This is a genomic window from Nostoc sp. 106C (genome assembly GCF_002154725.1).
GTDB lineage: Bacteria > Cyanobacteriota > Cyanobacteriia > Cyanobacteriales > Nostocaceae > Aulosira.
The window spans coordinates 1-13,323 of record NZ_MTAW01000189.1 but is presented as its reverse complement, the minus strand read 5'-3'; the positions used below and the strand labels follow the sequence as shown (position 1 = coordinate 13,323).

Sequence of the window (13,323 nt, the reverse complement as noted above, 5' to 3'; positions counted from 1 at the left end):
ATCCTTGCTGCTCATCCTTAAGTATTACTACTTATTTCGAGCAAACGAATCGCACTTAAAAATCATCATCATAGTTTCTCATCATTTTGGGGTCAGGGGCAAAAGCTAACCACAAAGGGAATTGCAGTAGTGCTAGGCTAATTTGGTCTTCAGAATCATCGATGATAATTAAAGGCAGTTGATTTGCTTTTACCAATCGGTCGGCTTTTTGAGCCAAAGCTTCCGGTGCCTCAAATAATACTACCCCTCGATCGGGCCCGAAGTCTGGGCGACCAATACCTAAACAATCTTGTAAACCGCGCCGCCACTCACCTAAACGTTCTGGAGTATTAGCTAATACTAAAGTGCGGACGCGATCGCCATACAATTTGTTGAGTATGGAAATCACAGCCGAAGAAATCAAGATATTCTGTAAGCGGCTACCCATTGTCCGCAAAGCACCTCTTCCGCCTTGGCTGAAAAACCAGTTAGAAACTCGTTCTGCGTGCACTGGTTCAAAGGTACGGCGTAGTTGCCAAGGAGGACCATAGTAATCTGGTTTGCTGCGATATTGGTCGATTAGGCGGCGAATTTGCTTTGTAGTATCTTGAAACTGCTGTTGGGCAAATTGTGGGATACCTGGCTGTGATTCAGCTGGCTTCACCTCTTTCACTACTACTGGTTTTTCTCGTTCGATGACAGGCGGTGCTAGTTGCAACTGCTCTGCTGCCGCTGCTAAATCCTGTAAGCTGCCTGTGAGATAATCTTTAAAACCCTGTACCCGAATTGCCAAGTCTTGGGATGTGCCGGCAAAAGTGGTACGCATTTCATTACGGATGCGTTCTTGACGGCGTTCTAACTGTTCTACAGAAATTTGCAGCGCTTGTTTGCGTTGTTCTAACTGTGTTAGCGACTCTTGCACGAGTCGTCCCAGCGTCAATTGAGTTTCTCCAACTTGTGTCTGAAGAGTTTTGTAAGTTCCTTGCAGATTGGCTATTTCTGCTTCTAGAGCTTCTTTGGCGCTTTGTAAATCTGCAACTTGTTGTGCTGCTTGTGCGTATAGGGAATTATCTTCTGATTCTGAGTTTATTTGTGACCTTGGTGCCACAGTTAGGGTAGCTAATGGCGTAACTAACTCAGCCGTTGCATCTGCTTGGGCTGCAACTGTAGAATTTTCTTCCTCTGCATGGGAAATGGCTAATTCAACAGTTGCATCATTTTGTGGCGTGTCATCTAATAAACTCTGGGCTTCTGTTTCTACCTCTGACTCAATAGATGAGTGTTCTGAATCTTCTACTTTAGGATTTTGTTCTTGTATTTGCGCCAACCACTCATCAATCGATTCTGGGGTTTGAGATTCCTCTGGTTTCATAAACAATAGTGTAATTCCTATGACGCGAATAAATAGCTTTCAGAAATATACAATTGACCTGTGCTAAAAGTCCTGGGTAGTTTGTACTGATTTCTGAGTCTGCATCTAAAGCAATCAATGCTAAATCCGTGGACAACGTTCTTCCAGGCAGGCTTTCAGGGTGTTGGGGTCAAATAAAATCGGCAAAAAGTGAATACTTTTGATTTCTTTAAAGTAAAACAGTATAGGAATTCGATTCCAAAAGATCCGCCAATTTTGCCATTCCTGATAAGGAAACCGCCGAATTAGTTTTTCACCTCTGTAAATATCTAAGTCACTAGCAGTAAATAGCAACCGCAATGTGCCTGTCTGAAACATCAGAAACAAACCAAACAATCCGATAACGCCTCCTACCAGAGGTTGAACTAACAGCAGTGGAATAGAGGCAATTACCAAAACTACAGGGATATTGTAGTTAGGTTTGAGTTCCACCGTAGATGTGGTGTTGGGTGCAAATGAACTAGTCACAGTCTCAAATCCTGCTTTGTTAATAGACACATTACCTATTTTAGGATTTTGGGGCTTAGGAGGCGGACAATTAGGAGTTATGGCGAGGATTATTGATAGTAGCTTTAGGGCTACATGCCCTTAAGCAGTGCACTGCCAGTACCTTGAAACATTAACCAAGAAAGGAAAAAGTTACTTACAAATATAATCAGCAAGGCTGTGACAACAGCAGTTGTGGTTGATTGTCCAACTCCTTTGGCTCCTCCTGTTGTTGTTAGACCCCAACTACAACCAATTACAGCAATTAAAATTCCAAAGCAAAATGCTTTAATCATGGCACTACAAATATCCCAGATGCCAAGCAGATTACGGGCTGAGTCTAGAAATGTAGTATCGGAGATGCTGTATAAGTTCGATGCAATTACTAACCCCCCTAGCATCCCTGTTACCAAAGATAGGAGAGTTAAAATTGGCAGCATTAAGCAGCAAGCTAAGACGCGGGGAATAACTAGGTAATCAATTGGGTCTGTTTTTAACATCAACAGAGCATCAATTTGCTCTGTTACCCGCATAGTACCAATTTCAGCTGCAAAAGCCGAACCAACTCGTCCTGCCAAAATCACTGCTGTCAGTACGGGCGAGAGTTCTCTTGTTAAGGCTACCGCCAGCACGCCGCCGACGAGATTTCCTGCCCCAAAGTTAATAAATTCTCGCGCTACTTGAATGGTAAACACTGCGCCCACAAAAATAGCCGTTAATAGGGCAATAAACAGAGAATCTGGCCCAACTGCTGCCATTTGCTCTTTAGTGTTTCGCCAATGAATTTTGACCCTCAATAGGTGAACTAGTACTTGTCCACCCAGGAAAATCGCTGCCAGCAACCGCTGACTCCATGCTCCTAAACTGGATTTGGATGTAGTCTCACTCAATGTTTTGTAGCTAACTCGGTAACTGCCTTAAGAATAGCGAAAGTAAACGGGCAGTAGTCAAGAGGCAACAGGCAATGAGTCAGAGTAAATGAATATTTGTCATTTCTGGCTCTGCTTCCTGCTTAACTTGCCTTCTCCAGGTTCTTAGGGTGAAACATTAACTTAGTTTAAAGCTCATCTCAGAAAATGAAGGCTAATGCCACCACGCTTTATATTTATTTATTAGGAAAGCTGTTGAGCTAATACTTTAATTAGCAAGGGTTTTGACGATTTTAGCGCTTGTTTATGCTTGATGCATCTAATGTGACTAATAGCAGATTTTTTTAATGAAAACTTAAGATTTTTGACATCTTCACTGCTCTGGAGCGATCGCACGTATTGTAGAAAATGACATATTGCTTTTTGGCTATTGTCCACTTTAACCACGGAGTGTCGTCTAAATGACTATTTTCACTAACTTTCTCCGTTCTTTGCTACTTACTACTATTTTCAGCTTTGTGGTGCCGATGTTTTTAGTCGGTGGCTTTTTGCTCCTGTTATCTTTGGTCGGTCACATTCCCGGTTTACAAAGGATAGCTGAGGCGATCGCTACCCAAATTATACATTTTCTTGCTACTTTTGGTAGCGGTACTCCCCTGCGCGGCTTATTGGTAATCAGTTTGACTTGTAGTTTTGTTGGGGCGCTGTTTGATATTTACGCTTATTATCGGTGTCAAATTTTGCGAATTGATTCCTGAGTAGCTATAAAAAATCTACCTTCCAAAATTAGAGGATATTACTATTCCTCACTAAGATATAGGAATTGGCATTGCTGAATTTTGATTAATTAAATTTGAGTAGACTAATTAATATTGGTTACAAAAATTACGTCTTATTCAGCCGTCAAGCCTAAGCTTGCTGAGGTGAGGTTCTGGTATTTATAATTTTAGGTTCTCCGCAGCAGTACTAGTTACTCTGCTAGTAAAACATGGATTGCTACAGCCAAAAGCAGCTGGAATCAGTGGTTATAACAATTGAGATCTTCAAAAAGCTACATTGTTGTTTCAGGCTGAGTTGGCGTGAGAATAGCAAATAAACATCTAGATTAATCTAAAAACTTCCTTAAAATTCTTCCTAGCGCCATGCCTGTACACTTTTTGTGTGGGGAAAGCAGGTCGTCTGACCTCTTGAGATCTTATATTGAGTTTATTACGAGGTTTTATGAGCGCATATGGTTTGGCCCTTTAAGCCCAGGTTTAGTAAACAAATTGCTCGGATTGAAATTACTGGTGCAATATCCAGTGGTACTCGCAAACATGTGCTAGAAGCACTAAAAACAGTAGAGGAAAAAAAGTTTCCGGCATTACTGCTACGAATCGATAGTCCTGGCGGTACAGTGGGGGATTCTCAAGAAATTTACAGCGCCCTGAAACGTCTGCGGAATAAAATGAAAATTGTTGCCAGCTTTGGCAATATTTCGGCTTCTGGCGGTGTCTACATTGGCATGGGAGCTGAATATATCATGGCAAACCCAGGTACAATTACGGGTAGTATTGGTGTAATTCTTCGGGGGAATAACTTAGAACGATTGCTGGACAAAATCGGGATTTCTTTTAAGGTAATTAAATCTGGCCCTTACAAAGATATTTTGGCATTCGACCGAGAACTGACAGAACCAGAACAAAACATTCTGCAAGAGTTGATTGACATAAGTTATCAGCAGTTTGTGCAAACAATTGCTGAAGCTCGTTCTTTAGCGGTAGAAACTGTGAAAACTTTTGCCGATGGTCGAATTTTTACTGGACAGCAAGCCTTAGAGTTAGGAGTGATAGATCGTCTGGGAACAGAGGAAGATGCACGGCGCTGGACAGCAGAACTAGCCGGACTCGATCCTGAAAAAACACCATACTTCAACCTAGAAGAACGTAAACCCTTGTTAAGTCGATTTTTACCAGGAAGTCGTCAGGTTTCATCAGGAATTGGGGCTAGTATTGACTGGCTGGAATTTGAAATGTCTACCAGTGGATTACCCCTGTGGTTATATCGACCATAAATACTCAATAGTCAGAGGTAAATCAACAGTGGTAAAAACTATAAAGTGAGAAATCACAGTTGAGCTAATTTAAGGAGGATTGGGCGTGGAGTGGCAAATGCGGGCTATTCGTGGAGCAACAACCGTTTCAGAAAACACCACTGAGGCGATTCGAGAAGCGGTAACAGAACTACTAGATGAATTGGAAAAACGGAATCATCTCCAGCCAAAGGATATTGTCAGCGTTACATTCTCGGTAACACGAGATTTGGATGCTATTTTTCCAGCTGCGATCGCCAGAACTCGTCCGGCTTGGGATGGTGTAGCAATGCTGGATGTGCAGCAAATGCATGTTGAGGGTAGTTTACAGCGCTGTATCCGCTTCTTAATCCACGTCTACCTGCCAACCTCCGCACCAATTTACCATACATATTTACGTAATGCTGCTAACCTGCGTCCTGACTGGAGTTTGCCCCAGCCGTTACCAGGATCGCCGCAAGTAGTAGAATCAAAAGTCTAAATATGTGCGTAAATTAGTCGATAAAATAATCTACGCTAAAAACCCAAGGACTGAAATTAGAAACAAAAAGATACAAAAATGAAAATAGTATTTAGTGATACTTGGAAACAGAAAGATTTTTAATTATCTTCAATTCCATTTCATAATTTACCATTCAGCACTTTTAAAACAGCTTTAATTTAAAACAACTGATTTAAATCACAAAATAAGTTTTGGATTCACCAATCAAAGCTTTTATTTTTTTATGAAGGGCGGCAAGATTACCGAGTTTTTGAAAAACTCGGTAATCTGATCGTTACAAAACTTGAAATGCCTTAACCAATACCAAATATAAAGCGGCTACCATCGCCTGCATTGCGATTACTAGCACCTCAAAAGAAACTTGGAAGCGATTGTCAACAAGACGCGAAGCGTCTACGCTTAACGCAAAACTTAAGTTAGTGGTTGGAATAAAGTAGTTATTTAGCCTAGTTGAGTGATGTTCTAAAATTACGTTTCCTGTCAAGCTAAAAAAATCCGATCGCCAGGAGTATTGTGCTTTGATGAATCAAATCAACCTCTGGTCTTCTGCTGACCATGCCTTGAAATATTTGGCTCAGGCAGACTCCATACCCCACCGTACTGAAGGTGAAGCAGTCTTGCTAGAACACGTTCCCAAGACTGTGAAGCGTATTTTGGATTTAGGTACTGGTGATGGTCGTTTACTAGCACTACTCAAACTTGACCGTCCTCAGGCGCAAAGTATAGCCATTGATTTTTCCACAACCATGTTAGAAGCAATAAAAACGCGCTTTGCTGGCGATGCAACAGTGCAAGTAATTGCTCACAACTTAGATCAACCTCTGCCAGAATTAGGTTTTTTTGATGCAGTAGTTTCCAGCTTTGCTATTCACCACCTCACCCACGATCGCAAACTTTCCCTATACACAGAAATTTTTCAAATACTGGAGCCTGGTGGTATTTTTTGCAATTTAGAGCATGTTGCTTCACCCAACACCAGCATTGCACGAGCATTTTTTACAAAAACTTGGTATTGCACCAGAAAATGACGACCCATCAAATAAACTTTTAAACGTAGAAACACAGTTGGGTTGGCTGCGAAATCTGGGCTTCATTGATGTAGATTGTTATTGGAAGTGGCTAGAACTTGCACTGTTGATTGGCGTAAAACCTAACTCAATTAATGTTTGAGTTAGGATGTGAAATGATGAGAGCGATAAAAAAGCGATCGCGATGGTTGTAACTACAGCTAAGTGGACAATAGATGATTACCACCGCATGATTGCAGCCGGGATCTTGGATGATCGGCGTGTGGAACTATTGAAGGGAGAGATTGTAGAGATGTCACCAGAAGGCGAACCTCACGCCTATTTTAGTAGTGAAGCAGGGGAATATCTCACTCGCTTATTGGGCGAACGAGCTACAATTCGTCCAGCAAAACCGATTACACTTCCTAATAACTCTGAACCAGAACCAGATATTGCCATTGTGCAACGCTTGGGGCGTGAATACTTAAATCATCATCCTTATCCTGAAAATATTTTCTGGTTGATTGAATACTCAGATTCGAGCTTAGACAAAGATTTTGAGATTAAAACTAAAATTTATGCCGAAGCTGAAATCCCTGAATACTGGGTGGTGAACCTTAAAAAAAGGCAGCTTGTAGTATTTCGAGATCCGCAAGATTGTGAGTACGCTTCTAAATCTACACTCACAGACGGAACTATTTATCCAATACGATTTCCAGATATAGCTGTTGCAGTAAATTTGATTGTCAGTGCTTAAATCTCACATTCCGTTTTGAGATTAAGGTAATGAATATGTGTAAGTAGCTAAATTTTTCACCAGATATTTTATGGATGTTCTTCATCCGCTTTCAGATTTTCTTGACTGGAATTGTACACTCAACAACACAGCCCCGAACTATTACTATGAAGGGTATTGTCCTCAAAACGGTAATTTGCTGAGACTCCCACGCACCCCTTTAGTAGAAGCGATCGCCCAAAGTTTAATGCAACAACTTGCCAGCGATCAGCTTTATTCTCAAGAGGGCAAGATGTATGGAGTATTGCTAGTTGAACTACCTACTGGTGAACAGCGAGTACTCAAAGCTTTCTCCGGTTTGCTGAATGGTTGCAATGTAGTTGAGGGTTGGGTTCCGCCAATTCCGGGACGAGAGGAAGTTGCTTTAGAGGAAGCCAAGACTTTGGCTGAATTAGAAGCTATCAAGCAAGAATTAATTACCTTAAACCAACTCGCCCAAAGACAGCAATACGAAACTCTGTCTCGTGAATTTGAACAGCAGTTGCAAGCAATGCGCGATCGCCATCGCAATTGCAAACATCAGCGACAAGAAAAACGTCAGCAAATCTGCACGACACTCACAGGCGAAGCACTTACTATTGCTCTTGAACAACTTGATGAAGCAAGCCGCCAGCAGGGAATCGAACAGCGCCAACTTAAACGCCAGCAAAATGAAGTGTTGCAGCCGCTTAAACAGGTAATTGCAGCAGCAGATAGGCGGATGCAGGAACTGAAACAACAGCGTAAACAACTTTCCCGCCAACTCCAAGCGCAGATGCACGCGGCTTACACTCTGATCAATTTTTTCGGAAAATCGCGATCGCTACAACAATTGATGCCAAAAGGCTTACCCACAGGCACAGGTGACTGTTGCGCTCCCAAACTGTTGCAATATGCAGCGATACATCATCTCAAACCATTGGCAATGGCAGAGTTTTGGTGGGGATCTAAATCCGCCGATGGAGACAAAATTCCGGGAAGATTTTACGGTGCTTGTGCAGAACGCTGTCAGCCATTGATGGGATTTCTGCTGTCAGGATTTTCAGAAATTAATTTAATTAATCACAACGCAGAACCCCACCCCCAACCCCTCCCCGCAAGCGAGGAGGGGAGCAAAAGCGCAAGTTTTAATATGAGCAATTCAACGAATATCATATTGCTTTTTGAACAAGAAAAAGCAGAAACACTATCGATTATTTACGAAGACGAATGGCTGATTGCCGTCAATAAACCCGCAGGATTACTATCAGTTCCAGGTCGTTATTTTGATACTCAAGATAGCGTTCTCAGCCGTTTACGTAATTTATTCCCGGATGGTATGTCACTCAATGCAGTCCATCGGCTGGATCAAGACACCTCTGGTATTTTGCTAGTAGCACGCGATCGCCAAACTTATCGTCAACTAAGCATACAATTTCAGCAACAGCAAATTCACAAAGTTTACGAAGCCATACTCTCTGGGAATGTAACAGTTGACCAAGGTGTAATTGAACTGCCACTTTGGGGGAATCCCGACAATCGCCCCTATCAGCAAGTTGATTGGCACTACGGTAAACCCAGCATTACCCATTTTCAAGTCCTAGCCAGAGAGGGAAACCATACTCGTGTTGAGTTGACACCACTAACAGGACGTACCCATCAGTTAAGAGTTCATGCGGCTGATGTACAAGGGTTAGGGGTAGCTATTTTAGGCGATCGCCTTTATGGTTGTAGTCAAGTTGCTAGTCGCTTATATTTGCACGCGAGACAGCTTCGCTTCCAGCATCCACACTTGGGAGAAACCCTGCAAATACAGGCAAATCTACCATTTTGAGGATGGATGTTGCTAACGTTAACCTGTTAAACTCCAAGCAATAGGTTTTAACAAATAGAGCATATATTTTAGTCTTTATCGCATTTTTGCTCACGGAGTCAATATATAGAGAGTTTCTAATTGATTTTTCCAAGACATGTAGGCATTGCCACGCAAAACTATAGATATAGTAAGCAATGCCCACTTTTACTACTTAGTAGAAGATTTCACAAATTAGTAACGAATTAAAATTAGAAAAACCCTGCGTTACTCCGCGCTGACTCTGCACCCCTTTGCGTTTAAAACTTACTTATAGCCTTATCTGTGGTTCTTTAATCTATCCGACAACGCCCCTCAGTATTACAAAGTCGCTCTTGACGCTGGGCTACAATATCTTCTAATTTCGGTCGTCCTGTGATCGCGAGCCGCCATTTTGCCCAAACTCCATAGAGAAAATCTGCGATCGCACCAATAATAGGTAACTGGGTTATAGCATAAACCCAACCCATCCCCAGAATTGCGTAAACGCGCCGAAACACCTCAACATTTTGTACCACTGTTCCATCTGGTAAAACTGCATGGATGCGTCCCATTGCTGTTTCAAAGTCTACTCCGCCATGCGCTTCTGGGTTATAGTCATCGTCTGCAATATCGACAAATTTTACCAACCCTCGGCCTGCATCTCGTTTTTGCAGAAAATTCACCTCGCGCATACACAAAGGGCATTCACTGTCATACAACAGTTCGATTTTCCATGTATGTGCACTAGATACAGGTTGAGTCAGCACTTTATCGGAACTATAGGATTGGGAATTTGATAAAGACATAAAAGATTGTTAATTAAGTTTCTGGTACTTAAATATTGTAGAAAATTTAAGATATCTAAACAAATGTTTCAATTTAAATATTTTTTCTGAGACATTCATTTTATATGTACTTTCACATATCCCCAAAGATATAAATTTTCCTACGTCTACTGAAGTAAATACTTATTCACAATTGTTTACAAACTCTAGTAGAATAGCTTTATTCACAGATAAGTATTTTTTCTCATTGACATGATAGCGGATCGATTTCCCTGGCTTACCGCGATTGTTCTACTGCCACTGGTTGCTTCCCTGCTCATCCCTGTGCTGCCTGATAAAGATGGCAAGCGCGTGCGGTGGTATGCCCTAGGTGTAGGTATCGCAGATTTTATTTTGATGTGCTACGCCTTTTGGAAACATTACGATGCAAGCAGTGCTAGTTTTCAACTCGTGGACAATTATGCCTGGGTGCCTCAGTTAGGTTTGAACTGGGCATTATCGGTCGATGGACTATCAGCCCCACTTGTGCTACTAGCAGGATTTGTCACAACGCTCTCGATATTTTCCGCATGGCAAGTTGACCGCAGACCACGGCTGTTCTACTTTTTGATGCTCGTGCTATATTCAGCACAGATAGGGGTTTTCGTTGCCCAAGACTTGCTGCTGTTTTTCATCATGTGGGAAGTCGAGCTTATCCCTGTTTACCTCCTCGTCTGCATTTGGGGCGGACAAAAGCGTCGCTACGCAGCCACAAAATTTTTGTTATATACCGCAGCCGCTTCTATATTTATTCTCGTGGCAGCCTTGGCAATGGCGCTTTACGGAGGAGGCAATATAACATTTGATATGGTCGCCTTGGGGATGAAAGACTACCCCCTTGGTTTAGAACTGCTGCTATATGCAGGATTGCTAGTTGCCTTTGGTGTCAAGCTCGCTATTTTTCCCTTACACACCTGGTTGCCAGATGCCCACGGTGAAGCTTCTGCTCCCGTATCGATGATTTTGGCGGGTGTGCTGCTGAAAATGGGTGGATACGGGCTAATTCGGTTAAACCTTGAGCTTTTACCTGACGCACATGTTTACTTTGCACCTGTTTTAGCCATTCTGGGTGTTGTCAACATTATCTATGGTGCATTGAACTCCTTTGCCCAGACGAACATGAAGCGTCGCTTGGCGTATTCATCAATTTCCCACATGGGATTTGTACTGCTGGGAATTGCATCTTTCACCGATTTGGGAATCAACGGCGCAATGTTACAGATGATTTCCCACGGTTTGATTGCATCGGTGCTGTTCTTCTTGGCAGGGGTGACTTATGACCGTACCCATACAATGGCAATGGAAAATATGGGTGGTATTGGTCAAGCGATGCCCAAAGTCTTTGCTCTATTTACAATAGGTGCAATGGCTTCGCTGGCTCTTCCCGGTATGAGTGGCTTTGCTGGCGAACTTTCAGTCTTTGTTGGTTTGACAACCAGTGATGTTTATAGTTCGACTTTCTGCACAGTCACAGTTTTCCTCGCTGCTGTAGGAGTCATTCTTACACCAATCTATCTACTTTCCATGCTGCGAGAAGTATTTTACGGTACTGGTAAAGCACCTAACTGTGACCTTGCAGATGCAAGCTGGAAGTATCAAGAAGGTGAAGAAGCAGTTTGTTTTGGTACAGACTGCGTTGTACCCACCGAAGCAGTATATAGAGATGCTAGTCCACGGGAAGTGTTTATCGCTGCCTGTTTTATCGTGCTGATTATCGGCATCGGCTTCTATCCCAAGGTAGCTATGCAGATGTACGATGTGAAGACTGTGGCAGTGAATGCTCAACTTCGCCAATCATATACCGTCATCTCGCAAGCAAATCCCCAGATTTATGCCAGTGGATTCTTAGCGCCTAAGATTGCAGATGCTGAATTGGCACCAGTTTTGGCAACAATAAAGTAAGCTTTTCGACCTCTATTATCTGTTGAAAATTTAGCGCGATCGCTCTTTTTTTGGGCGATCGCTTTTTATATTATTTCCTTGTAGTGCGATCGGAATAATGCAAAAACTCCTTACTGGCAAATGACATGTCAGTATGGAAGAAAAAGCGCCGGAGTCAACTAAGGCAAAAAGATGAGCGTAACCATTCCCATTCAAGCCATTGAACTCACCCCCGGTAGCCAGATTATGATCTCTAACTTATCCTGGCAAGACTTTGAGCAAATTCTCACCGACTTGGGAGAAAAGCGCACCACTCGCGTCACCTACTACCGAGGAACTTTAGAAATCATGTCCCCGCTAGCATTGCATGAACGTCCCCACCGGATTATCGCTTATATCCTCACAACGATTCTTGATCTACAGGGTCGCAATTGGGAAGATTTTGGCTCAACCACCCTCAAACGTCCAGAAATTGCTGGTATTGAACCAGATACCTGTTTCTACATCCAAAACGCTGACCGAGTGCGAGGTTGTACCAACCTGGATTTAAAAAAGTATCCACCCCCAGATTTAGCCATAGAATCCGATGTTACTTCTAAAACCACCCTTGATGCCTACGAAGCGATGGGTGTTCCCGAAGTTTGGATTTACGGCAATAAACAATTAAAAATATATCTACTCTCTAATGAAGGCTACGCGGAAACATCCATCAGCCCCACCTTTCCCGGACTATCCTTAATTGAACTAATTCCTCAAATGGTGCAAAAAGCCATTGACCAAGGAACCAGTAAAATGTTGCGCGACCTGAAAACCCAATTTCGCCAGCCATAACTTTTACAACTTAGCAAATGAGCGTTACATAAGACTGCAAAGTAATTGAACTTACAATAAATTTCAGCGTGTTTGTCTACGGTAGGCATTCGTTTCAGCATTTCTTGTAAAGATAAGCATGTTTCTAAGTTTTATGCCAAAGTTTTCAACAAATGCTTGTGCATTTGTCGTAAACACGAACCAATTAGTAAGATTTATTTAAGCACCTGAACTTGAGGTGAACTTATGAGTATGATTCGGATAATTTTGCATGTTTCGCTGACTAAAGATTTACTTTATAAATCGTCTATTAAAAGATGAATTCAGAACTTGAACGGAAGCTTTGGGATGCAGGAAAAGAAGAGAAAGCATATAACAGAGAAACTTGGTATGAAATCATAGATGCTCTACTAGATGATTTTCAGAAGTTTGTTGGGCATAATTTTCACCGTGATGATGAAATTCAATTAAATATTGAAAATCCACATTGTCCATCATTTGGTCGTTGGATATGGACTGATGAGAGAGGAAACTCTCCTATATCTGTAACTTGGTCAGCTTTAATTGGAGGCGATATCGTAGGAACTGAAGAGTCGGGAGATACTTTTCATGTTAGCCTTATACTATTTTTGTTCGATACTACAGGCGTCAACCGTTTACGTCTAAAAACTGGCGAAAGCTTTCTTTCATTTGCTTTTGAAAAACAATCTAATGGTAATGGATTTTGGCGTAGTTTTGGATGGTGTCAGGATGAATGGAGTGAATGGGAAAATCTTGGATAGTGTGAAATAGTAGAAAATGAGTAAATGCGATTTTAAGCTTTGAATTATTTGAATTAAAGTAAGGATTCAGGTCTAATATTGTGGAAGCAAAGAAGGACAAGACAGACTATTAT

Annotated in this window: 13 protein-coding genes; 9 read left to right on the top strand and 4 right to left on the bottom strand. The window is 42.0% G+C overall.

From position 1 onward, the window contains the following. Positions 1–55: 55 nt before the first annotated feature. The 3 genes from BV375_RS29220 to BV375_RS29210 all read right to left on the bottom strand — a co-directional run bounded on the left by BV375_RS29220 (position 56) and on the right by BV375_RS29210 (position 2,766). Positions 56–1,351, bottom strand: coding sequence for a DUF3086 domain-containing protein (locus BV375_RS29220; protein WP_086767032.1), 1,296 nt, complete (start codon positions 1,349–1,351; stop codon positions 56–58). Positions 1,352–1,471: 120 nt separating this feature from the next. Further along, positions 1,472–1,888 (bottom strand): DUF3119 family protein, encoded by a 417-nt coding sequence (locus tag BV375_RS29215; RefSeq protein WP_086767030.1) that lies wholly within the window; start codon positions 1,886–1,888, stop codon positions 1,472–1,474. A gap of 80 nt (positions 1,889–1,968) precedes the next feature. Continuing rightward, positions 1,969–2,766, bottom strand: a complete 798-nt coding sequence (locus tag BV375_RS29210; RefSeq protein WP_086690873.1) for an MlaE family lipid ABC transporter permease subunit — start codon at positions 2,764–2,766, stop codon at positions 1,969–1,971. 440 nt (positions 2,767–3,206) lie between these two features. On the opposite strand from BV375_RS29210, the gene BV375_RS29205 reads away from it, so the two are divergent. The 6 genes from BV375_RS29205 to BV375_RS29180 all read left to right on the top strand — a co-directional run bounded on the left by BV375_RS29205 (position 3,207) and on the right by BV375_RS29180 (position 8,913). Next, positions 3,207–3,503, top strand: coding sequence for a hypothetical protein (locus BV375_RS29205; protein ID WP_086767028.1), 297 nt, complete (start codon positions 3,207–3,209; stop codon positions 3,501–3,503). 473 nt (positions 3,504–3,976) lie between these two features. After that, positions 3,977–4,798 carry a signal peptide peptidase SppA gene (sppA, locus tag BV375_RS29200; RefSeq protein ID WP_086767026.1) on the top strand — a complete coding sequence of 274 codons (822 nt, stop codon included), beginning with the start codon at positions 3,977–3,979 and terminating at the stop codon, positions 4,796–4,798. 85 nt (positions 4,799–4,883) lie between these two features. Then, positions 4,884–5,297, top strand: a complete 414-nt coding sequence (gene aroH, locus BV375_RS29195; protein WP_086767024.1) for a chorismate mutase — start codon at positions 4,884–4,886, stop codon at positions 5,295–5,297. Between the two features lie 542 nt (positions 5,298–5,839). Continuing rightward, the gene (locus BV375_RS29190) at positions 5,840–6,346 is read left to right on the top strand and encodes a class I SAM-dependent methyltransferase (RefSeq protein WP_243714091.1); all 507 of its coding nucleotides are present in this window, start codon (positions 5,840–5,842) and stop codon (positions 6,344–6,346) included. 184 nt (positions 6,347–6,530) lie between these two features. After that, positions 6,531–7,082: a Uma2 family endonuclease gene (locus BV375_RS29185; RefSeq protein WP_086767022.1), complete on the top strand. Its 552-nt coding sequence runs from the start codon at positions 6,531–6,533 to the stop codon at positions 7,080–7,082. Between the two features lie 70 nt (positions 7,083–7,152). Beyond that, positions 7,153–8,913 carry an RluA family pseudouridine synthase gene (locus BV375_RS29180; protein ID WP_086767020.1) on the top strand — a complete coding sequence of 587 codons (1,761 nt, stop codon included), beginning with the start codon at positions 7,153–7,155 and terminating at the stop codon, positions 8,911–8,913. Positions 8,914–9,224: 311 nt separating this feature from the next. Here BV375_RS29180 and BV375_RS29175 read toward each other — a convergent pair whose 3' ends face one another. Continuing rightward, entirely contained in the window at positions 9,225–9,719 is a 495-nt protein-coding gene (locus BV375_RS29175; RefSeq protein ID WP_086767018.1) for a DUF393 domain-containing protein, read from the bottom strand. A gap of 231 nt (positions 9,720–9,950) precedes the next feature. Between BV375_RS29175 and BV375_RS29170 the strand changes: the two genes are divergently transcribed. The 3 genes from BV375_RS29170 to BV375_RS29160 all read left to right on the top strand — a co-directional run bounded on the left by BV375_RS29170 (position 9,951) and on the right by BV375_RS29160 (position 13,210). Next, on the top strand, positions 9,951–11,639 hold the full coding sequence (locus tag BV375_RS29170) for an NAD(P)H-quinone oxidoreductase subunit 4 (RefSeq protein WP_086767016.1): 1,689 nt from the start codon (positions 9,951–9,953) through the stop codon (positions 11,637–11,639). A 171-nt stretch (positions 11,640–11,810) separates the two neighbouring features. After that, positions 11,811–12,449: a Uma2 family endonuclease gene (locus BV375_RS29165; RefSeq protein ID WP_086767014.1), complete on the top strand. Its 639-nt coding sequence runs from the start codon at positions 11,811–11,813 to the stop codon at positions 12,447–12,449. A 296-nt stretch (positions 12,450–12,745) separates the two neighbouring features. After that, the gene (locus BV375_RS29160; RefSeq protein ID WP_086767012.1) at positions 12,746–13,210 is read left to right on the top strand and encodes a hypothetical protein; all 465 of its coding nucleotides are present in this window, start codon (positions 12,746–12,748) and stop codon (positions 13,208–13,210) included. The last annotated feature ends 113 nt before the right edge of the window (positions 13,211–13,323 follow it).